This window comes from Bacillus sp. FSL K6-1560, from assembly GCF_038592935.1.
GTDB classification, from domain to species: Bacteria; Bacillota; Bacilli; order Bacillales; family Bacillaceae; genus Bacillus; species Bacillus subtilis.
The window spans coordinates 4,308,103-4,329,217 of the sequence record NZ_CP151946.1 but is presented as its reverse complement, the minus strand read 5'-3'; the positions used below and the strand labels follow the sequence as shown (position 1 = coordinate 4,329,217).

At 38.4% G+C, this 21,115-nt stretch carries 23 protein-coding genes and 4 pseudogenes; 11 read left to right on the top strand and 16 right to left on the bottom strand.

Going from position 1 to position 21,115, the window contains the following annotated elements:
• Nucleotides 1-35 precede the first annotated feature (35 nt).
• From ccpB to NYE22_RS22990, 3 genes are read left to right on the top strand one after another with little or no spacing between them, the layout of a single operon-like run.
• Nucleotides 36-971 carry a transcriptional regulator CcpB gene (gene ccpB / locus NYE22_RS23000; protein ID WP_141949355.1) on the top strand — a complete coding sequence of 312 codons (936 nt, stop codon included), beginning with the start codon at nt 36-38 and terminating at the stop codon, nt 969-971.
• Nucleotides 972-1,026: 55 nt separating this feature from the next.
• Nucleotides 1,027-1,407, top strand: coding sequence for a VOC family protein (locus tag NYE22_RS22995; protein ID WP_003244460.1), 381 nt, complete (start codon nt 1,027-1,029; stop codon nt 1,405-1,407).
• Nucleotides 1,408-1,424: 17 nt separating this feature from the next.
• Nucleotides 1,425-1,979, top strand: a complete 555-nt coding sequence (locus NYE22_RS22990) for a sugar O-acetyltransferase (RefSeq protein WP_015250785.1) — start codon at nt 1,425-1,427, stop codon at nt 1,977-1,979.
• Nucleotides 1,980-2,012: 33 nt separating this feature from the next.
• Here NYE22_RS22990 and NYE22_RS22985 read toward each other — a convergent pair whose 3' ends face one another.
• On the bottom strand, nt 2,013-3,368 hold the full coding sequence (locus NYE22_RS22985; protein ID WP_038828056.1) for an MFS transporter: 1,356 nt from the start codon (nt 3,366-3,368) through the stop codon (nt 2,013-2,015).
• Nucleotides 3,369-3,594: 226 nt separating this feature from the next.
• Here NYE22_RS22985 and NYE22_RS22980 point away from each other — a divergent pair, with 226 nt between their 5' ends.
• Nucleotides 3,595-4,494: a type II CAAX endopeptidase family protein gene (locus NYE22_RS22980; RefSeq protein ID WP_021481102.1), complete on the top strand. Its 900-nt coding sequence runs from the start codon at nt 3,595-3,597 to the stop codon at nt 4,492-4,494.
• Here the strand turns inward: NYE22_RS22980 and NYE22_RS22975 are convergent.
• Nucleotides 4,491-6,560, bottom strand: coding sequence for a thioredoxin domain-containing protein (locus NYE22_RS22975; RefSeq protein ID WP_342412216.1), 2,070 nt, complete (start codon nt 6,558-6,560; stop codon nt 4,491-4,493). The genes NYE22_RS22980 and NYE22_RS22975 overlap by 4 nt on opposite strands.
• Before the next feature lie 231 nt (nt 6,561-6,791).
• Nucleotides 6,792-6,965 carry a hypothetical protein gene (locus NYE22_RS22970; RefSeq protein WP_162837276.1) on the bottom strand — a complete coding sequence of 58 codons (174 nt, stop codon included), beginning with the start codon at nt 6,963-6,965 and terminating at the stop codon, nt 6,792-6,794.
• Nucleotides 6,966-7,048: 83 nt separating this feature from the next.
• Here NYE22_RS22970 and NYE22_RS22965 point away from each other — a divergent pair, with 83 nt between their 5' ends.
• Complete coding sequence (locus NYE22_RS22965) at nt 7,049-7,672, top strand: hypothetical protein (RefSeq protein WP_032724965.1); 624 nt, start codon at nt 7,049-7,051, stop codon at nt 7,670-7,672.
• Between the two features lie 205 nt (nt 7,673-7,877).
• On the opposite strand, the gene NYE22_RS22960 is transcribed toward NYE22_RS22965, so the two are convergent.
• Nucleotides 7,878-9,377, bottom strand: a complete 1,500-nt coding sequence (locus tag NYE22_RS22960) for a recombinase family protein (protein WP_302897145.1) — start codon at nt 9,375-9,377, stop codon at nt 7,878-7,880.
• An 89-nt stretch (nt 9,378-9,466) separates the two neighbouring features.
• Here NYE22_RS22960 and NYE22_RS22955 point away from each other — a divergent pair, with 89 nt between their 5' ends.
• Nucleotides 9,467-11,410, top strand: a complete 1,944-nt coding sequence (locus NYE22_RS22955; protein ID WP_302897147.1) for an NACHT domain-containing protein — start codon at nt 9,467-9,469, stop codon at nt 11,408-11,410.
• Nucleotides 11,411-11,689: 279 nt separating this feature from the next.
• Here the strand turns inward: NYE22_RS22955 and NYE22_RS22950 are convergent.
• From NYE22_RS22950 to NYE22_RS22935, 4 genes and pseudogenes are all read right to left on the bottom strand, one after another.
• Nucleotides 11,690-11,860 (bottom strand): annotated as a pseudogene (locus tag NYE22_RS22950) (DUF255 domain-containing protein); the annotation flags it as partial.
• A gap of 71 nt (nt 11,861-11,931) precedes the next feature.
• The gene (locus NYE22_RS22945; RefSeq protein ID WP_302897148.1) at nt 11,932-12,849 is read right to left on the bottom strand and encodes an EamA family transporter; all 918 of its coding nucleotides are present in this window, start codon (nt 12,847-12,849) and stop codon (nt 11,932-11,934) included.
• Nucleotides 12,846-13,262: a MerR family transcriptional regulator gene (locus NYE22_RS22940; protein ID WP_010886646.1), complete on the bottom strand. Its 417-nt coding sequence runs from the start codon at nt 13,260-13,262 to the stop codon at nt 12,846-12,848. The genes NYE22_RS22945 and NYE22_RS22940 overlap by 4 nt, the downstream gene beginning before the upstream one ends.
• Before the next feature lie 150 nt (nt 13,263-13,412).
• A pseudogene (locus NYE22_RS22935) lies at nt 13,413-13,489 on the bottom strand (thioredoxin domain-containing protein); the annotation flags it as partial.
• Between the two features lie 112 nt (nt 13,490-13,601).
• On the opposite strand from NYE22_RS22935, the gene NYE22_RS22930 reads away from it, so the two are divergent.
• Complete coding sequence (locus tag NYE22_RS22930) at nt 13,602-13,802, top strand: hypothetical protein (protein WP_021481098.1); 201 nt, start codon at nt 13,602-13,604, stop codon at nt 13,800-13,802.
• Nucleotides 13,803-13,924: 122 nt separating this feature from the next.
• On the opposite strand, the pseudogene NYE22_RS22925 reads toward NYE22_RS22930, so the two are convergent.
• The 3 genes and pseudogenes from NYE22_RS22925 to NYE22_RS22915 all read right to left on the bottom strand — a co-directional run.
• Nucleotides 13,925-14,096 (bottom strand): annotated as a pseudogene (locus tag NYE22_RS22925) (DUF255 domain-containing protein); the annotation flags it as partial.
• Between the two features lie 241 nt (nt 14,097-14,337).
• Nucleotides 14,338-14,904, bottom strand: a complete 567-nt coding sequence (locus NYE22_RS22920; protein WP_021481097.1) for a dihydrofolate reductase family protein — start codon at nt 14,902-14,904, stop codon at nt 14,338-14,340.
• 159 nt (nt 14,905-15,063) lie between these two features.
• Entirely contained in the window at nt 15,064-15,420 is a 357-nt protein-coding gene (locus NYE22_RS22915; RefSeq protein ID WP_302897149.1) for an MmcQ/YjbR family DNA-binding protein, read from the bottom strand.
• A 404-nt stretch (nt 15,421-15,824) separates the two neighbouring features.
• Between NYE22_RS22915 and satA the strand changes: the two genes are divergently transcribed.
• Nucleotides 15,825-16,346, top strand: coding sequence for a streptothricin N-acetyltransferase SatA (gene satA, locus NYE22_RS22910; protein ID WP_077670822.1), 522 nt, complete (start codon nt 15,825-15,827; stop codon nt 16,344-16,346).
• Between the two features lie 67 nt (nt 16,347-16,413).
• Here the strand turns inward: satA and NYE22_RS22905 are convergent, their stop codons facing one another.
• Together NYE22_RS22905 and NYE22_RS22900 are read right to left on the bottom strand one after the other, a co-directional pair.
• A complete protein-coding gene (locus NYE22_RS22905) occupies nt 16,414-17,016 on the bottom strand; it encodes a YitT family protein (RefSeq protein ID WP_072173947.1) in 603 nt (200 codons plus the stop codon).
• Nucleotides 17,013-17,459 carry a GNAT family N-acetyltransferase gene (locus tag NYE22_RS22900; protein WP_342412215.1) on the bottom strand — a complete coding sequence of 149 codons (447 nt, stop codon included), beginning with the start codon at nt 17,457-17,459 and terminating at the stop codon, nt 17,013-17,015. The genes NYE22_RS22905 and NYE22_RS22900 overlap by 4 nt, the downstream gene beginning before the upstream one ends.
• Before the next feature lie 119 nt (nt 17,460-17,578).
• On the opposite strand from NYE22_RS22900, the gene NYE22_RS22895 reads away from it, so the two are divergent.
• From NYE22_RS22895 to NYE22_RS22885, 3 genes and pseudogenes are all read left to right on the top strand, one after another.
• A complete protein-coding gene (locus tag NYE22_RS22895) occupies nt 17,579-18,031 on the top strand; it encodes a MarR family transcriptional regulator (RefSeq protein WP_003226875.1) in 453 nt (150 codons plus the stop codon).
• A gap of 169 nt (nt 18,032-18,200) precedes the next feature.
• Nucleotides 18,201-18,863 (top strand): MBL fold metallo-hydrolase, encoded by a 663-nt coding sequence (locus NYE22_RS22890; protein WP_032724976.1) that lies wholly within the window; start codon nt 18,201-18,203, stop codon nt 18,861-18,863.
• A gap of 16 nt (nt 18,864-18,879) precedes the next feature.
• Nucleotides 18,880-19,013 (top strand): annotated as a pseudogene (locus tag NYE22_RS22885) (LysR family transcriptional regulator); the annotation flags it as partial.
• Between the two features lie 24 nt (nt 19,014-19,037).
• Here the strand turns inward: NYE22_RS22885 and NYE22_RS22880 are convergent.
• The 3 genes from NYE22_RS22880 to NYE22_RS22870 form a co-directional block, all read right to left on the bottom strand.
• Nucleotides 19,038-19,517 (bottom strand): DUF2798 domain-containing protein, encoded by a 480-nt coding sequence (locus NYE22_RS22880; RefSeq protein ID WP_032724977.1) that lies wholly within the window; start codon nt 19,515-19,517, stop codon nt 19,038-19,040.
• An 82-nt stretch (nt 19,518-19,599) separates the two neighbouring features.
• The gene (locus tag NYE22_RS22875) at nt 19,600-20,043 is read right to left on the bottom strand and encodes a GNAT family N-acetyltransferase (RefSeq protein ID WP_217019871.1); all 444 of its coding nucleotides are present in this window, start codon (nt 20,041-20,043) and stop codon (nt 19,600-19,602) included.
• Nucleotides 20,044-20,056: 13 nt separating this feature from the next.
• Nucleotides 20,057-20,935 carry a LysR family transcriptional regulator gene (locus NYE22_RS22870; protein WP_249852436.1) on the bottom strand — a complete coding sequence of 293 codons (879 nt, stop codon included), beginning with the start codon at nt 20,933-20,935 and terminating at the stop codon, nt 20,057-20,059.
• Nucleotides 20,936-21,115: the final 180 nt, after the last annotated feature.

The following is a 21,115-nucleotide window of genomic DNA, read 5'->3' as shown; positions in this document are numbered from 1 at the left end:
CTTACTGCTTTTTTTTATATGAAAAGGAGAAAGAGATGGCAAATATAAAAGAGATCGCAAGACTGGCAAATGTATCTGTTTCGACTGTCTCGCGTGTATTGAATCATCATCCGTATGTATCTGAAGAAAAGAGAAAGCTTGTTCATCAAGTCATGAAGGATTTGGATTATACACCAAATCGAACCGCAATCGATCTCATTCGCGGGAAAACCCATACGGTCGGTGTGATTCTGCCTTATAGCGATCATCCCTGCTTTGATAAAATCGTTAACGGAATCACCAAGGCGGCTTTTCAGCATGAGTATGCAACGACCCTTCTCCCCACCAATTATAACCCCGATATTGAAATCAAATATTTAGAGCTGTTAAGAACGAAGAAAATAGACGGTCTCATCATTACTTCCCGCGCCAATCATTGGGACAGCATTTTAGCTTATCAGGAATATGGGCCGGTCATCGCTTGTGAGGATACCGGAGACATTGATGTCCCTTGTGCTTTTAATGACAGAAAAACTGCTTATGCAGAGAGTTTTCGCTATTTAAAGAGCCGCGGGCATGAGAATATTGCTTTTACGTGTGTCAGAGAAGCTGATAGGAGCCCGAGCACGGCTGATAAAGCTGCGGCCTATAAAGCTGTCTGCGGAAGGTTGGAAGACCGCCATATGCTGTCCGGATGCAACGATATGAATGATGGTGAGCTGGCAGCTGAACATTTTTATATGAGCGGGCGGGTTCCGACTGCTATTTATGCAAATAGTGATGAAGTGGCAGCTGGAATTCATCTATTTGCCAAAAAGAATAATTGGGATGTTGAAATCATAGGCGAGGGAAATACTTCTATCAGCCGTGTTCTTGGTTTTCCGTCGCTTGATTTGAATCTTGAGCAGCTCGGCATCGCAGCATTTTCTCTATTTTTGCAGGATGAACCCGCTGATATCAAAATTCAGCATAAATTTAAGAAAAAAGCTTGAACTGAAATGCATTTCATACCTTATAACTTCATTGAAGGCGAAGGAGGAGGAAGAAATGCAGATTGAACATACAGCGGTCTGGGTCAATGATTTAGAGCGAATGAAGTCTTTTTATGAATCGTATTTTAATGGCGAAGCGAATGATTTGTATCATAATGAGAAAAAAGATTTTAAGTCTTATTTTATTACGTTTGATTCCGGAGCAAGGCTGGAAATTATGAAAAAAGGGAATGTGACCGATCCGCCCTCACAAACAATGACAGGCTGGGCACATATTGCCTTTTCCGTTGGGAGCCGGGAGAAAGTTGACGAACTGACTGATCGATTGAAGGCGGATGGTTTCGCAGTAGTAAACGGCCCGAGGACAACAGGAGACGGCTACTATGAAAGCGTGATTGAGGATGATGAAGGAAATTTGATCGAGATTACAATCTGACATCTGGAGTGACTTAAATGCTGAGGACAGAAAAAGAAAAAATGGCAGCCGGAGAATTATACAATTCGGAAGATCAACAACTATTACTAGAACGCAAGCATGCGAGACAGCTGATTAGACAATATAACGAAACACCGGAAGATGATATAGTGCGGACAGAGCTTTTGAAGGAGCTGCTCGGTTCGGTTGGGGATCAAGTCACGATTTTGCCGACATTCCGCTGTGATTATGGCTATCATATTCATATCGGAGATCATACATTTGTTAATTTTGACTGTGTCATTTTAGATGTGTGTGAGGTGCGTATCGGCCGTCATTGTTTGATTGCGCCAGGTGTACATATCTACACGGCCGGTCATCCTCTTGATCCGATCGAAAGGAAATCCGGGAAGGAGTTCGGTAAGCCTGTGACAATTGGAGATCAAGTTTGGATTGGAGGCCGGGCGGTGATTAACCCGGGAGTGACAATCGGTGATAACGCAGTGATTGCTTCTGGATCTGTTGTCACTAAGGATGTACCCGCTAATACTGTTGTAGGCGGAAACCCCGCAAGGATTTTGAAGCAATTGTAATGAGATCAGTGCGGCAGATCCGCACTGACTTTTTTAAATCTGTTTTGCATTCGTATTAGGACCGAAGAAGATTAACAGCAAGGAGCAAGCGAGCCAACAGCCCCCAATAAATAAGAAGACGCTGATATAGCCGAGCTGAACGGCAATAAATCCGACAAGCAATGAGCCAAAAATGTTTGAAAAACGGCCAAGACCATAGGCTAAACCGCTGCCAGACGAGCGGTATTCAGTCGGATAAGGTTCAGATGTATAGGCGTATAAGTTCGAGGTAAAGACCCGTTCTGTGATATTTACGATAAAACCAAATACAATGATCATGATGGGAATAAAAGTCATACCATATAAGAGCCCGGCGATGGCCGTCAGAAACGCACTCGCAGCTAAAATCCATTTTCTTTGAAATCTTTCGGAAATCATGGAGCCGAGCAGTGCGCCAAGCGGAGCGCCGACGGAATGCAATACGTTATACCATAATGTATTTTCCATGGTTACGCCATTACTTTTTAGCAGGCTTGGAACCCATGAAGCAAATCCGTAAAACCCAAACGTTTCAAAAATCCATACAGCAGATAATACGATGGTGATTTTGAGGTTTCTGCCTTTCAATAAGCCTGCGTAACCTGCATTCTGCTTAACAGTTTCGCTTACTTTAGGCTGGGATGCTGCCGGAAGCGGGCCTTTCTCCTTTTCAACCTGTTCTTCAATTCGGGTGAGGATCGCATCGGCTTTCGTATATTCCCCGCGATTTTCGTGCCAGCGAGGTGACTCTTCCAGACGGCGGATGAAGAAAAAATAAATAAGGCCGACGGCACCCCATACAAATACTAGCCTCCATCCCCATGAACCAAGAGGAATGACAAAGGCAGACACAATGTTGGTGATCGGAACCCCAATCAATCCAATCATGGCACAAAAAGAAATATATTTTCCACGTACACTTGAAGGGAAAAATTCCGCCAAATAGCTATTCGTAATGACCATGGCGGCTGCAACGCCAAATCCGGTGAGGAAACGGAATGTCATTAAAGATGGAATGTCCCATGCCGCAGCATTGCATAGCGATGCGATTGAGAAAACAAAGACAAATAGATTTAAGGCTTTTTTGCGGCCGATTCGATCGGACAGCCGTCCGCCCAGTGAAGCGCCTAAAAACATGCCTAAAAACGAAGCAGCCGTTACGTTAGCAATAGTTGAAAGCGGGATGCCCCAATGCTCGATCAGTGCCGGCGCTACATTGCTGAGGGTAAATAAATCTGCGAGATCAAAGAAATAAACAATGCCGAGAGCGGTTAACACTTGGAAATGAACGCGTGAAATCGGAAGGCGGTCTAAACGATTCGCTGCGTTTGAGAAAGGATGTGTATTCTTTTGTTTGAAGATCGTATTCATAAAAAACCCCCTTTTGAGTAGTAAGAAAAGACTGAAAATTCCCCTCTTGGGACTATTATAAGTATCTTGGTTCATTGGCAACAGAGTTCAAATCACTAGATGGAAGAACTAAATTCACACTTTATATTTTAATTTTGCTTAAAAGATTTCCAAAACAGTAGATTCATAGACCAATTTATGCAAATATATAGTAATATTCTCATTGAAAGGAAGAGACATAGAAGGAATGAATTCATTTATCCGTCCTATAGAAGGAAACAATACGTTGTGGAGATATTTTTTCGCTTTTTTGGTGATGGTAGGGTTATATGTATTCGGGAATATAGCTTACCTTTTCGCTATATTGTTCACGGTTATTGTGAATCCCAATATCACGTTTGATTTGGATGAAGCTGTGCTGAGTGATCCCCTCGTAGATCTTTATTTGTCCCATGTGATTTATTTATTCGCCATTCCGGGAGTTTGGCTGGCTGTGCGCTTTATTTTGAAGCGGCCTTTCCGAACTGTGATTACACCAAATTCAAAGATGAATTGGCGGAGAATTTCCTTTGGTTTTATTGCTTATTTCTTGCTGATGATCGCCGTACAATTGATTGATTTTGTGATTCATCCAGACAATTATTCAATGCAAGCCTTTGATGCATCACGATTTATCTGGCTGCTAGCGGCTGCCCTCATTTTGGTTCCGATTCAGACATCAGCTGAGGAACTGTTTTTCAGGGGATTTTTGCTTCAAGCTTTCGGGAGATTGACGAAAAATCCTCTATTTTTGACACTGATTGTCGGAGGATTGTTTGGCGTATTGCATTTTGCGAATCCAGAAATGAACAACGGCGCTGTCTGGGCAGGAATTGAGTATTTAACATTTGGTTTTGTGTGGACCTATTACACGATTAAAACTGGAAGCATCGAAATATCACTTGGCGCCCATGCCGCGAATAATATGTTTTTGTGTATGTTTATTACAGAAAAAAACAGTGTGTATGGAGGAATTCCTTCTCTGTTTACCGTTACGCGGGGGAACCCGATGTGGGAGGCTTTCTTTACGATAGCGGTCAACCTTGTGTTTGCGGGGATCGCTTTATGGTACCATAAGAAATCAAAAAGTAAGCAGCAAGGGTCTTAATCCCTGCTGCTTATTAATGTGTGGATCGCTTCTTCGATATTTGTTGTCGGCTGCTGGCAGGCGAAGTTTTCACAAATATACACGGTTGTTTTGCCGTCTATGATGCGGTAGTCTGCAGCGAATGGCGCAATGTCTTTGCATTGATCAGGATGCTCTGCTACCAGAATGGAGTCGTTAGGCTTAAAGGCTTTTTGGAGCTCTGTTATGATTTGTTTTCTGGCTGGATCGTCTGCGCTGCCAAAAATCACGATTTCTTTTTTAGGCATTAGATGCCTTAACACACTTTGCATAAAGAAAGCATGGCCGCTTGGATACGCGTCTATGTCTGGCTTGAACACGGAAAACATTGTTTCCGCTTTTTCGATCAGTGATAAGTCGCCTGTGACTTGCCCGAGACGCAGCAGCTGAACTGCTGCCACACTGTTTCCGGAAGGCACGGCGCCGTCGTACACTTCTTTTTCCCGTACGATTAAGGCTTCTGCATCGTGTCCGGTGAAGTAGAATCCGCCATGCTCCTCATCCCAAAATAAGCTGATCATATCGTCTGTCAGTTTCTTCGCTTTTTGTAAATAAGAAAGATCAAACGAAGCTTCATAGAGATCCAGATAAGCCCATAGGAGAAAAGCGTAATCGTCGATAAAGCCTTTGTTTTTCACTTCGCCATCACGATATCGGACCATCACACGGCCGTCGATGATTAATTTGTTTTCAATAAATGTGATGGCGTCTTTCGCTAGGCTGAGATATTTCGGCTCCTGGTATACCTTTGCCGCTTTCGCAAGACCCGCGATCATCAGCGCGTTCCATGAGGTCAGCACTTTATCATCGACATGCGGATAGGTTCTTTCCTCGCGTGTCTTCAAGAGCTGCTGTCTTGCGTCTTCGAGTTTGAGGCTGAGCTCTTTTTCGGTTAACCCGGCATCCTCTTTGATTTGTTCTCGCTTTGTGTGAATGAGGTTAGGAATATTTTTGCCTTCAAAGTTTCCTTCTTCAGTGATGTCATACACTTGGCAATACAGCGTTCCGAGATCGTCCCCGAGCGTTTTCAGAATCTCTTCCTTTGACCACACGTAGTACTTTCCTTCTTCTCCTTCTGTATCCGCGTCTAAAGCAGAGAAAAAGCTTCCGTCTTCATGGGCCATTTCCCGCTGAATGAACGTAATGATCTGCTCACAAATCTCTTTATAGCGGCTGTTTTGCGTGACCTGGTAGGCTTCGGTATAAGCGGTCAGCAGCAGCGCATTGTCGTACAGCATTTTTTCAAAGTGGGGAACGAGCCACTTGTCATCGGTCGAATAGCGGGCGAACCCATAGCCGATATGATCGTAAATGCCGCCATTCGCCATGCTGTCCAGCGTTTTCGTCACGTTGTATAAAGCGTTCTCCTGCCCCGTATTGTGATGATAACGAAGCAAATACATCAGCATATGGGGCATCGGAAATTTCGGTGCCTGCCCGAAACCGCCGTAGATCGTATCAAACCCGCTGGCAAGCTGCTGGAATGTCCGGTGAATCGCTGACTCGCTAAGGCCTTCGCCTGATTTGGCGGCTGTTTTGGTCTGTAAATGTTTAGCGGCGTTCTCCGCAATATCCTCGACATGCTCGCGGTCGTTCGCAAACGTCTCAGACAGATGCTCAAGCACATCAACAAAACCAGGACGATTGAATTTGCTCGTCTTTGGAAAATATGTACCCGCGTAAAACGGCTTTTGATCAGGCGTAATAAACACATTCAGCGGCCAGCCGCCCTGCCCGGTCATCAGCTGGCAGATTCTCATATAAACAGAATCCACATCAGGCCGCTCTTCCCGGTCGACTTTAATCGCCACAAACCGTTCATTGAGAAGACGCGCGATTTCTTCGTCTTCAAAGCTTTCGTGAGCCATCACGTGGCACCAATGACAAGTCGAATAACCGATGCTGACCAGAACCGGCTTGTTTTCGCGTGTTGCTTTTTCAAATGCTTCTTCCCCCCACGGGAACCAGTCCACAGGGTTGTGGGCGTGTTGGAGCAAGTATGGTGATTTCTCATTGATTAATCTATTGGATTTACTTTTGTTTGGCATGGGATCACCTTCTTTCGTAGTAAAAATTATTATTTAATCTATTATGTGTGATCTTCCTAATTTTATAACGTAATTCCAACGATAACTTTCCTGAGGGTAATCTATACTTAAATCTTTGCATATTGTGTCTAATAGCGAGAAAGTTTTTCTATAAGTAAATTTCCAATAAAATTTACTGAAAAAAAGCATTCTAAAATTGAGGATACTTTTTTCCTCTGGTCTTAAAAAGGATTACTTTTCAGAAGAGTTACCAAAACTAATTCTTAAACCAATGCCCATAATAATAATTGCAATTAGTCCAATAATATTAACTATTGTTGAAATAGATTCACTATCTACAAAAATATTAACAATAAACGAGCCTGCAACGATCAATAGTATCAAAAAATATAAACTTTTTTTCATAAACACACTCCTATTTTTTAAAAAATATGTTATTATTTTCATCGGAAAATAATTCTATAAAAATATTGTAAAGGAGTTTTATCGTGAAGAAAAGCATTAAACAATTGGTTATTGTAATCTGTTTCTCTCTAATTTTCACCACTATAACAATACCAATAGCTAACGCAAAAGAAAATTCTAATGAAGTTTCTTCTGAGCAAGTTAATGTAGAAGCTCAGAACATGAAAAGAACTCTTGAACCTCTATTAGAATTAATTGATCAAATGCCAGAGGATATTGCTGAACAAGGAATAAACTCCGGTGTTGAATGGTTAAACGTACATAAAGGTAACGAATTTGAAGGTTATGAATTTGTTGCCGATGGAGAAAACCTGACTGCTGTTAAAACCGTACAGGATAATATCGGACCATTTATAGTATTGAATGCATGGAGTTGCATTTCTAGTGCTGCTAAAGCTATAGCAGTAAATGCTATCCCATGGGCAAAGATCTTAAAGGTTAAAAAAGCCGCAAAATTAATGGGCGGACTAAATTCCATGACAAAAACAATTATCAGAGCTTATAAACATCAAAGAAACCTAGGACTTTCTAGAACAAATGCTATAAAAAAAGCCGTAAAAGTATCTACTAAAGCACTACCAGGTGAAACACAAAAAGCTGTACTAGAATTCTTTAGTTTAGGTGACGTTGTTAATAATTGTTTCTAATTGTTTTAAAAACAGAAATACAAACAGGTTTAAATTATCAAGACCTAAATTATAAAAAACCTTAAAATAAAGGAGAAAACATAGTAGACATATATGTTTTCTCCTTCTTAATTGATTACAGTCACAGTCAAGATATTGTTGAGTAGTCCATGTGTGTTTACTCCTCTTTTTTTGTGTATATAATTTTGGAGTAATCTTTGCAACGTTAATCTATCCATTCTATATTTAATGATGGTGGTTTATTGCTACCTTTGGGATAATGCCATATCACTTTACTTATAAATGATGTTAATCCTTCATTTAGTTTCGTATCATCGAGCTGTTTCCAATTGTTAAGAAAGTGATCTAGTCGCTCAACGAGGGATTCTTTTGCCCTTATCTCATCTTCTTGTGTTATGTTTTCTGTTTCTTGTAATTCTAATTGAAGCTTATCTAATTCTCGTCGTATTTTTTTTCTTTCTTTAAATTCTTCTAAACTAATTAAGTCTTCCTCTAATTGTATTTGAAGCATTTTCAGTGCTTTTTCAACTTTCTTCATTCGTTCTTCAATCAATTGTATTTTGATTGCCTTAGAATCGAAAGGCTGGGATTCCGCTTTTAAATTTTTGAGTTCAGCAATTATTTCTTCTCGCATAATTTTAATTCTGGTTATTATGAGATCCATCATAGAATTATAATTTAAGCCTCTGTTATAGCAACTGTTGCCTAAAGGGTCTTTCCTATTGCAAGGTTTAAGTTCCTTTTTCTGTTTTCGATCTTTTCTAATGGTCACTGAGTGAGTTCTTCTGCATAAGGCACATTTAATCATTTGATAAACCGTGTCTTCGTTGTCTTGCTCTTGGGGCAAGGCTTTAAGGGTCAATTTTTCATTGGCTAGGTCCCACGTTTCTTCATCAATAATGCAAGGTTTTATTGCATCTTTAACAATAATCCATTGTTCTTTAGGTCTTATTTTTCCTTGGTGAGTATTCCTTCCTTTTAGTCGGTTGGACACTATCCATCCTTTGTAAATTTCAGAACGGATCATTCTTTCAATGCTTTTTCTACTAAATAAATTCCCTCTTTTAGTTCGATAACCTAACTGGTTTAGATTTATAGCAATATTATCGACACCCATTCCATCTAAAACCAACTGAAAAGCCAACTTGACACCCTTTGCCCGTTCTTTATCAATATCCACTCTTTTTTGTAAAGGGTTATAAATATAACCAAATGGCGGTGTTCCGTTTGACCACCTGCCTAACTTTGCACTATCCTTTTTTCCCTTCCTTAGCTGCGCCTTTATATTTTCATACTCCCAGTTATTTACGAACCCAGTGAACTTTAATGCTTGCCAATCTTCTTGGATTTCTAAGTCATATATACGCTCACTATCTGTAACAAAGAGGACATCTTCTTGTCTTAATAAACTCATAAATTTAGGTGTTTCAGCATCGTCTCTAGTAACACGTGCAAGGTTAACAGATAAAACAGCATCAAAAAGGTTTTCTTTAATTTCGCAGATCATTTTTTGATACTCTGGTCGATTTTCATCCATTGAACTGCCAACTTCTTGAAACAATTTGAACTCCCAGTTGTTTTTTTCTGCAATATCTAACAAGCGTTTTCTGTGTTTTGCTAAGGTTTCTTCAGTCTCTTCACCTTCGTTATTGCGTGATTTTCTGAGGTATATGGCGACTCGTTTAATCCTTTCCTTAAGTTCCATACTATATCACCTTCAAATGTAATATAATTATATTATAGGTTAATATTTCTTTTTTATTAAGAAGTTGTAAAATGTAAAGGGGCAGAATTATGGAGCAAACACCAATAGATCCAAGTAAGATTATAGTAGATGTTGTTCAAAAAAACTTAGAGACTATCTGCAAAAGGGTTTTTGGCTTCAGTAAAGATAAAGTTGCCGATTATCAAATTAAAACACAAAATGCTTACCAAGGATACTTAAACAGAGCAGCTGACAAATATGGAAAGGTAAAGACACTTATTCACAAAAGTATTCCCATTAATTTATATGATTTTTATGTCCATACAGATTTAAAGTGTGAAGACAGTATTATTTCTACTGAAAATATAAATGGGATTTTACAAGTTAGTAATTCTAGTATGGTCTTAGGAACTGGTGGAACCGGAAAGTCAACACTTTTTAAACATTTATTTATAAGCGCTTTATATACTTCTGATAAAATACCCATTTTTCTACCTCTTAGGAATGTAAATGATTCAGAGAAATCTCTAATTGATTGTATGTACGAGACAATTAATAGTTTAGGCTTCACCTTAGAAAAAAAATATTTTTTGGAATCTCTTGATACAGGTATATATATATTCTTATTCGATGGATTTGATGAAGTAGAAGACAGCAAACAACAGAAACTAATTAAAGAGATTGAAGTATTAATGGATAAGTACCATCAAAATAGTTTTTTGGTGTCATCAAGAGAATCAGATAGTTTATCAGTGGGATGGGATGGTTTTATTGAGTTTAAAATGCTACCTCTTAGTAAAGAAAAGTCTATTAAATTAATTGAAAAGCTTCCCTACTATGATGAAGAGGTTAAGTCAAGGTTTTTAAAAACATTAGATAAATCGCTATACAAAAAGCAAAAAGATTTTTGCTCTAACCCTTTGTTATTAACCTTAATGTTACTGACATTTGAAGAGTTTGCAGAAATTCCTGATAGAATGCATGTTTTTTATGGTCAAGCATACGATGTTCTAGACCGAAGGCATGACGCCACTAAGCCTGGTTTTAAAAGAAAGAAAAAAACTGACGTTTTTAATTTAGGATCTGATGGTTTTTCTAAGATACTCGAGACAATTTCTGCTTTAAGCTATTTTGAAAATAAATTATCATTTTCAACTCAAGAACTAACTAGTTATATAAATAAAGCAAAAGTATTAGAAAGATTAGAATTTAATTCTCAATATTATATTGATGACTTGATTGAAGTTGTGTGTATATTAATAATTGATGGTTTGAAATATTCTTATCAGCATCGCTCATTTCAAGAATACTTTACTGCCACTTATATAAACAGACAACCTGGAGAGCAACAGAAAAAATTATTATATGGATTACTTAATTTGAAAAGTCGTTCCATAAACAGTGACCAAGTTCTAAAGATATTATTTGACTTAAACAGAACAATGGTCGAAAGACAATTATTTATTCCAGTACTTAATGAGATGCAGGAGCAAGTATTCGCCGTAGGAATGAGTGATTATATTATTGGAAGGCTTAAACATGTAATGCTAGACATTTCAAAAAAGTCTGATGGAACATTTTATTTATCACCTGGTTATCCCATGGGGGAATCTGTGTCATTTCCTTTGTTACAATTTTTAAAAAATAAATATTCTATATTTCCCGAATATTATCAAGTGATTAAAGAACTGTATAACCAATATAGAAATATGATGTGGATTAAAGAAGTTCAAAGTTTGGATGAACTTAATTCCTTTCTTCAAAAATTAAATTACGACGAACGAATCGACAAACAAATTAAAGGTATAATTGAATTTTTTGAACATAGTAAAGACCAAAATCAAAAAAATGCTCGACGATCAATTACACTAAATATAAACATATTAATGCAGAATGGCTGTTACGAAGCGAAACAAGAAGTTCTCAGTATTTTAAAATTTGTTGAACTTAGGATAAAAATAGGTCTGAGTGTATTAGAGAAATTAGAACATGAGCATCAAGAAATGAATCTGTTACTAGATGATTTTTTTTAGTATAAGTATCCCCTCTATTTTAGCGTAGGGGATATTTTTATAGATTAACAATAATCAAGATATTATAACCTTCAATTATTAATCAGTATATATAAGTCTAGTTTTTAATACGTCAGTTCAAAATCAGAAATGGGTCAAATTATTTTCTAGTTGTAAGTGCATAGCAGTGGAAATCTGAATGTATTTTTTGGCTACTTTAACTATTATGCCACTAGTGACGATTATGATAACCAATGCAAGTAAGCATACTATATTATGGCTATTCTAATAGACGTGGCACCAATGACAAGTCGAATAACCGATGCTGACCAGAACCGGCTTGTTTTCGCGTGTTGCTTTTTCAAATGCTTCTTCTCCCCAAGGGTACCAGTCCACAGGGTTGTGGGCGTGTTGGAGTAAGTATGGTGATTTCTCATTGATTAATCTATTGGGTTTACTTTTGTTTGGCATGGGATCACCTTCTTCCTATAATTAGTGTATATTTAACTTAACACATTTTCTCAAAAATACTCCCTATTTCTTTATATAGCTGACTGTTCTTTAGTATTGTACTTAGGAATATGTATTACCCCCGAAGCGGTTAAAACGCCTAATATAACTAACACAGCCCCAATAACTTGAAATACCTTTATTGGTGTTCCAAAGGCAAATGAAATAATCATCGTTACAACGGGAACAAGGTTGAAAAATAAAGATGTTTTACTAGCCCCCATCTCTTTAATCCCCTGATTCCACCATAGGTAACCCAAAACACTTGTAAAGAAAGCCATAAAAGCAATTGCCCCCCAAACTCCAATCGGGATGTTCGATAAAGAAACAGGTTTGGATGTAAATAAGGAAACTATTATTAAACTAACAGCACCGATAGCCATCGTATAAGTGGTTGTAGATAGCGGAGTTCCATCCTTTACAAACCGACGTCCAAGTACACCATAAAGTGCCCAACAAACGTTACCTGTAAAGATTATTAAGTCTCCTCCTGAAATTGATAAGGTTTTAATGGTTTCGATAGAACCTTGTGTAATGACTAGCAATACACCAATGAAAGCAAAGAGTATGCCGAGTACTTGTTTTTTTGTCATGTTGTCCTTTAAGATAATTCGAGCGAGAATTGCTGTTAATAAAGGATTCAGCCCCATTATTAATGCTCCGTTAACGGGAGATGTATATTTTAAACCAACAAAAAACAAGGCATTAAAGCCAAAGATTCCTATAATTCCAAGAACAATGTATGGAACGGCGTTTTTCCGTAATTGACTCTTCTTTATACCTTCAGTAAAAATCAAAATGATGAGCATCACCGCAGCAGCTAAACCGAAACGCCATGCCGCAGAAGACGATGGAGAAAAATATCCAACCGTATATTTTGCAAGATTAAAAGTAGCTCCTGTAAAAATAGAGAAGCCAAGTAACATCAGGTATATATTTAAATGTTTCATTTGTTTTCCACTTCCTCTTTCAAAATTGAATAATATGTATCCAGTTTTCCTTTTGTCGTAGAAATGACTTCTTCTAGCTCCCTTTTTTTAATTTCCATTTTCTCTAAGTGCTTGGTTAAAATCTCAATACGTTTATTTATAGATGGGGAGAGTTGTGCCGATTTAACATCCGAATTGATTTTTTCCAAAATGCATCCGTCTTTGACAAACTCATTAATATCCTCCAAAGACATACCTGTTTCCTTTAAACTTTTCAGGAATAACATGAACTGAATATCAGTCTCCGTATAAAAACGCCTTCCACTGTTTTTTCGTTTTGGTGGTGGAAGTAACCCAATCTTTTCGTAATATCTTAATGTATACGAACTAATACTAGTCTTCTCAGCAGCTTTACTAATGGAATACAACAACATCATCCCTCTCATTTAATTAAAGTTAGTTTACAATTTAGAGTTAACTCTAAGTCAAGCAAATAAAAAAACCTGCTACCGCATGGTTACGGATTGCAGTTTTTAGAAAATGAATGACATAAAAGGTAAACTGTATTGTTTGAACAAATAGTATTATCGTTTAAAATGGCTTTTGTTATCTTTTAATGGAGTTCCGCACGATTTGATTATCCGGGCCACCAAACGCAAGTCATGATTTACTTCCTTTTTTGAGGATTGCTTATTTCGAAACCTTTTGTCGGTCGATAATGTAGACTTTTAATAACATAAGGTTTTGTTATTGATTCTGGAAGGAGAGTTAAAATGGATTACATCTATAAGGAAAAGAAAAATGGCAATCGTATAATATCAATCAGAGATAAATGGGAGAATGCATTTATTGAGTTTGAGCAAAAAGGTAATCAAATTGATATAGTGATCAATTATCGTAACGAGAAAACAACTAAGTTTTCGCTACCAATCGAGACTTTTGAGAAAGTGTATCAGGATATTAAAAATAAGTAGGAGAGATAGATAATAAAAATTCGGTTTGAAAATAATACTTAGGAAAGATCAAATTGTTTATAAAACTATAGATAATATAGAGTCATAAAAGATCTATTATGGTTATTCTAATAGACATGGCACCAATGACATGTCGAACTACCGATGCTGACCAGAACCGGCTTGTTTTCGCGTTTCGCTTTTTCATATGCTTCTTCTCCCCAAGGGAACCAGTCCACAGGGTTATGAGCATGTTGAAGTAAAATAAGTAGATTTCTCAGCGATTAATCTATTGGGTTTATTGTTAGTAGGCATTGGATCACCTTCTTTCGTTTTTTTATAAATACAAAACTTAGCCGATTACTTAAAAGAGGGAGAAGAAAATATACTATAATGCTTAATGATGTTAATGGAGGAGACATCGTCCTTTTCAATCCTCTTTTATTACAGAAAATTTGATATTGATAATTCCATAGTATATTAAGGGGAACCCATTATTTATGGATTCCCCTTTAGTTCAATAAGAAGGATTACTGTCGAGTGTTACTTTACAATGTTAGCCATTCCAATGATAAACGATTTGCACAACGCCAGAGGAAAATGTTCTTGTATTCACCATTTTTAAATTTATCCTCTGTTTTACATCAATAAACAACGGTTTTCCTTCTCCCAAAACAACAGGGTGAATAGATAATCTAAATTCATCAACAAGCCCCAAATTTATAAAAGTTGTAATGAGACTCGCTCCACCATATAGCCAGATGTCTTTACCAGGATTTTTCTTCAATTTATTTACTTCTTCAAGAATATTATCATTTATAAATATGGCTTGATTATCAATCTCATTTTGTGTTCTGGAAAAAACATATTTCTTTTTACTATGAACCAATTTCCAAAGTTCCTTTTCTGTATCAGGGTCTTCATTTTTTGGAATGTATTGTCCCCATAAATCGTAGCTTTTTCTACCATATAAAATAGTATCAATTTGATTTAAAAAATCAGTAAACCCCATATCAGGGTCCATAATACACCAATCAACTTCTCCATTTTTCCCTTCAATAAAACCATCTAAAGTAACTGCTAAATCTAAAATGATTCTTCTCTGTTTTAAGTTATTTGTCATAACTATTCATCCTTTTCCATAAGAAGTTGGTTGAAATTCTTCTCCCGCTCTCGCACCAGATGAACTAAGTTGCGTTTGTGGACAGAGTGAAGAACAGTATCCTAAAATGAAAGTGCCCACTACTCTTCGCAGCTTGATTAGCCGGAACACTCTTTATCTTCACTTGGTTAAATGAAAGCTCTGCTCGATTAAGATATAGATTTCGCCTCCTGGATCTGTCCGTTCTAAAACAATTGAAATCCAATGTTCCTTATCCATATGATATCCGGGTAAGATATTTTCCCCGTTTCTTAAGCTATCACTTATTTCAGGGGGACATTTTAGATTTAGAATATCTATTTCGCCATAACCATCCAAGCCTAATTTTTCTGGGAGAACATTCATGATAAGACCGTACCATTTTTTGTTTGATGTATGTCTCAAAGAAGCATAGTTTGGGTATTTCTCCCACGGGTAATCAGGCGATGTACCGTATTTTTCTTTGACGTGTTTAAAGATATCTTCTCTTGTTAACATACTCAATCACTCCTTTATTCACTCTACTTTCTTCTTGGAAAAGTCAAAGAGCGATCCTTGGTTGTCCTTTGGATGCTTCAATAGAGATGTCCCCAATGGCAGAAGCTGTGTCAAAGCTTCCTCTCTCCATGGGTACTAGTCAACAGGGTTGTGGGCGAGTTGAAGGAAGTATGATATTTCTCATTGAGTTTATTGTTAGTGGGCATAGGGTCATCTTCTTTTCTCTTGTTTCTATTCCTATTTACTGTACCACACGCCTTTGTTGAAATACCTCATTAAGATAGAGAAATATATAAGGTAATGGATGCTAATGCTGTTCTCTTATAGAGTACACTTTTGGAAACTGTTGTTGAATCGTATCGAAACGAGTTTACTAAATATTATCTCGATTGGCGGGGATTGATATGATCATTAAAATGACTAAATTGAATATGAAAGATTTCAATAAACCAAATGAACCTCTCGTTGTTTTTGGGAGAATGATACCTGCTTTTGAAAACGGTGTTTGGACATATACTGAGGAACGATTTTCTAAACCTTATTTTAAACAATATGAAGATGATGAAATGGCTGTTAGTTATGTTGAAGAAGAGGGAAAAGCGGTTTTTTTATATTATGTTGAAAACAACTGCATCGGCCGGATTAAGATTCGTTCTAACTGGAATGGGTATGCACTAATAGAGGACATTGCCGTTGCAAAAGACTATAGACAAAAAGGCGTTGGAACAGCATTATTACATAAAGCAATTGAGTGGGCAAAGGAGAATCGCTTTTGTGGTCTTATGCTTGAAACACAAGATATTAATGTTTCAGCTTGTCATTTTTATGCCAAACATCAATTTATAATAGGTGCAGTTGATACGATGCTTTATTCCAATCTTCCAACAGCAAATGAAATTGCGATTTTTTGGTACTATAAATTTTAATTTATCATAAAATTATTGAACGAAACGTAGCTTGTTTTGCGTTTCGTTTTTTCAAAGAAGAGGTTTTTTAACCCCTTCTATTCTTTGATAAGAATTGTTTTTCCACAATAGGCATAAAAACGTGAAGGAGCATTCCTCCCAAACAGACGGTTAATAGGGTTCCGATGCCGATAGGGCCTTTAAAGACGATGGCTAATACTAAGAAAAGAGCGTATACCAATGTTCTTGAAAACAAGATTGTTCTTTTGGAGAGATCTCGGATAATGAGTGTTAAATGATCGATTGGTGTTGATGCGAATTTCGTCTGAAGATAGATGGCTGTTCCAAGACCGATGAGCACCAAACCAATTCCGAAACAAATCAGTTTGCTTAACAACGCGTTTAGATAGAGGGTGTTTTTTACAACAAACAACCATAGGTCAATGCCTATTCCAGTAATGAATGCTGTAATCAAGCCCAGCAAAATAGGTTTTTTTCTCGTTAATATAGCGTTGCAGATTAAGAGGATCACAGAAATAAGGACCTCCCAGCTTCCTACGGTAAGTCCGACTTCTTTTGACAGACCAACCAAAAGGGCATCGAAGGGGGATGTGCCCAGCCCTGATTGTATGGTTAAGGAAATGCCCAAACTTAATATGAGTATGCCTAATCCGTAAAAAATATATTTCATGTTATATTCCGCGATATTTCTTTTGTCATCAGGACGTGAGGGATGCCGTCTTCCATAAATTTCTGTGAAGAAATCTGGTAGCCCAGTTTTTGATAAAAGCCTGCTGCTTGTGTTTGACCATGCAACTTACATGCAGTCAGTCCTTTTTCTTTTATGATTTCTTCTAACCCGCTTACGATGACTTTCCCCAATCCATACTTACGGTAAGGTTTTAGGATGCAGATTCTTTCCAGCTTTGCTGTATGGTCAACGATACGCACACGGCCCGTGCCGACAGGCTGACTCTCATGATATACCAAGACATGCTGGCATTGTTCCTGGAGCGTATCAAATTCATCAAACTCTTCGGATTCAGATACATGTTGCTCCTCAATGAAAACCGTCTTTCTAATATTCAAAGCTGCATGTAAATCAGCTTCAGTTGTTATTCTTTTTATATTCATTATGAATCAATCCTTTTCTGATATTAGTCTGGACTGTACAGCATGCATGTGGTCTTATAATAGTAAGGTTAAAACATTTTTGTTGTAAATACAACAAAAATACGTGAGGAGTTTTAGGAATGAATGATATTTTGCGTGAGATCGGCATGATAGCAAGAGCGTTGGATTCCATAAGCAACATCGAATTTAAAGATTTAGACTTAACAAGAGGGCAGTATCTCTATCTCGTACGTATATACGAAAATCCGGGAATTATTCAAGAAAAATTGGCGGAAATGATAAAAGTGGATCGGACAACGGCCGCGCGGGCCATTAAGAAGCTGGAAATGCAGGGATTTATTCAAAAACTGCCGGATGAGCAAAATAAAAAAATAAAAAAACTGTTCCCGACTGAGAAAGGGAAAAAGGTATATCCATTGTTAAGAAGAGAAGGAGAACATTCCACGGAAGTGGCCTTGTCCGGTTTTACTTCAGAGGAAAAGGAAACCATTTCTGCACTCCTTCATAGAGTGAGGAAGAATATAGAACGTGATTGGGAATATGTGAAGAAGGGGAACAAAAGGGATTATTAATGGACAACGTTAACAAGTCGAGCTGATGCTGGCGAAAATCGGCGTCTCCTTCTCAAGAATCCAGTCCGCTGGAGTGTGGGACCATTTTCAAGATAATCTGTCTTGAAAATAGTCCGTTCACTTCTGTTTTCTTTTGAACTATCAAAAATCTCCAAAGGGAGTGGTTTGCGTGAACTTGAGACAACTATCAGAACATGTCTATCAATGTGAATTTGAGCTTGATGTGCCTCTTCGTATTCCGGTTCATACCTGGTTTATCAAAGATGGTGATGATGTTTATATTGTTGATACGGGAATAGAACGTTTTGCTGATGCTCAAATTAGGGCAGCGTTAGCGATCGGCAATCCAAAAGCCATTTTGCTTACCCATGGCCACAGTGATCATATCGGAGGTGCATCAAAATGGTTAGAGAGATTTGATATTCCGATTTTTGCGCACCAGAAAGAACTAAAGTACATCAATGGGGAAGAGCCATATCCGAACAAAAATGAAGTGGAGAACACAGGGGTAGCCCATATTGTCCAGCCGCTGACGGAGCAAACGCTTGCTCACCTGCCTCTGAAATACTATTTAACACCTGGCCATTCGCCGGGGCATGTCGTGTATTATCATAAAATCGATCGTACGCTATTAACGGGCGACCTTTTTATCACAAGTAAGGAGGATTTACACCCACCTATAAGAAGATTCAGTGTTGATATAAATGAGAACATCGATAGCGGCTCAATCATAGATCAAATCAAACCAACGCTCATTTGCTCTTCACATGGCGAAGAAATTCTTTATAACGAAGAATTGTATAAAAACTATGTGGTAAGGTATAGGGATTAATGGAAGTGAAAAACATAAGCTGAAAAATCTCCAGCATGTTGAAGCCCTCGATCCGATTTACTCACACCCAAAAAGAAAAAATGGCAGCTGCCTGCTGCAGAGGCTTTTGCGGAGCTTGTTATACATTCGATTCATGAGCAAAAGGAGTGAGTGTCAGGCTCACTCCTATTCTATTTAAATTGCGGCTGTGAGCTTTGGTTTTACAAATTTCATGAAAATCCCTCTGACTAATGGGCCCATAATCAGTAATTGCAATGGATAGGCCAGGATGAAATTTTTCAACACAATCATAAGATAAGCACTGAAGAGGCTGTCCCCGTTCAGCCCATTTGCTAGAACCGCTGTCACTAAACCGAACACAGACATACAAAGTACCATGCCAATCACCATACAAGTTGACATGGCAAGGATGACATAAATTTTTTTAGTCTTGTCGAACGGCATGCGGAATGCAATCTTCTTGGCGAGGGGGCCCACTAACAGTAAATCTAACAGGAGGGCGACCATAAAACCGATGACCATTTCAAAAACGGTCATCAGTGAAAAATCGTGGATGGCTCCGTTGATGATGGCATTGTAAATCGACATGACGCAAACCATTCCAAAGCACATCATCACGCCAAATATAAGGCCTTCTTTTTTATTTGCTGGCATACAATCATTCCTTCTCTCCATAATCGGTGATTAGTATACCAATGAACCGTTCATGCTCATAAGTGACAAATTTGTGAACAATCTATAAAGCAGAATCGTCTTGTTTTGTCATCAGCACATGCGGAATGCCGTCCAGCATAAATTCTTCTGATGCAGTCTGATAGCCGAGCTTTTCATAAAAGCCTGCCGCCTGTGTCTGGCCGTGCAGTTTGAAGGCAGAAATGCTTTGTTCTTTCACAATACGTTCTAATGCATCGACGATCACTTTTCCCAAACCGAATTTGCGGTAAGGCTTCAGAATGCAGATTCGTTCCAGTTTCCCCGTGTGGCCAACGATACGGACACGTGCAGTGCCCACAGGTACATTCTGATGATAAGCCAGGATGTGCTGGCAGTCACCGTGGAGTGTATCGAACTCATCGAATTCATCCGAAATGGGACAGCCTTGTTCCTCTACAAATACTGCCTTTCTGATTTCAAACGCTGTATGTAAATCCTGTTCTGACGTGATTTTTTTGACATTCATGCTTGAATCCTCCCTACTCAGAAAAATGGCTGATCACATATTGTTTAAAGGTCTCAGCAACCGGTGATAAAAACCTGCCTTTTATCCAGGCAATTCCTATGACACGCTGACATTCCGGCCAGCTGACGCGGATTTTGGTGATTTTGCTTTGGTCTAAGCCTTTCAGGTCTGGGAGAATAGATATGCCCAGACCGGCTGCCACAAAACCTGCGGCAGTAGCTGCTTCTTCTCCTTCAAACATAATGTTCGGCTGTATATTGGCCTTCTCAAACAGCTCATCGACCGTCATCCGAAGCGCATAGCCTTTTTTCAATAAAATAAAACGCTCCCCGGAAATCTCATTCAGGGTAATGCTTTCGCGACTGGCTAATGGGTGATCATTTGGCACAAATACAAAGAGTTCTTCACTCCACAGCTTGATCCATTGGATCGGATCTTCAGGCAAAATCGAAGCGAGGAGACAGAGGTCCAGATCCCCGGATTTTAATCGTTCAAGCAGCCAATAAGAGTGGTTTTGCTTCAGCTGGAAGGCAATGTTGGGGTATTCCTGCTGAAAGGAGCCGATGAGATCGGGCACGAGCGTGGTGCCTAATGTATGTAAAAAACCGAGAGAGACTACGCCTTGGTCTGGCTTTAATAAGGCTTGGATTTCTTCTTTTCCTTCAGTGTACTCCTTCATCATCGCCTGAACCCGCCGCAAAAAAATGTGTCCGTATTGATTTAAGCTAATGGATCGTCCTTGCCTGTCAAATAGCGGGACGCCCAAATGATTTTCTAGCCTGGCGATAGAGCGTGAAAGCGCAGGCTGTGTGATGGAGAGGCTTTTTGCGGCTTTCGTGACGTGCTGCATCCGGGCCAGTGTTTGAAAATATTCAAGTTGTTCCCATTCCAATTATCATCCCTCCTTTATTACATGTAAGCATGAAAACGATATTTTATATGCATTATACAACATATATCAACGGTGCTAAGATAATAATATAAACAGACTCGAGGATGTTTGAATTCGGAAGAAATAAAGGATGATTGTTTATGAATGGCAGTGCTCCACAACATGATGAGGGACCGATAA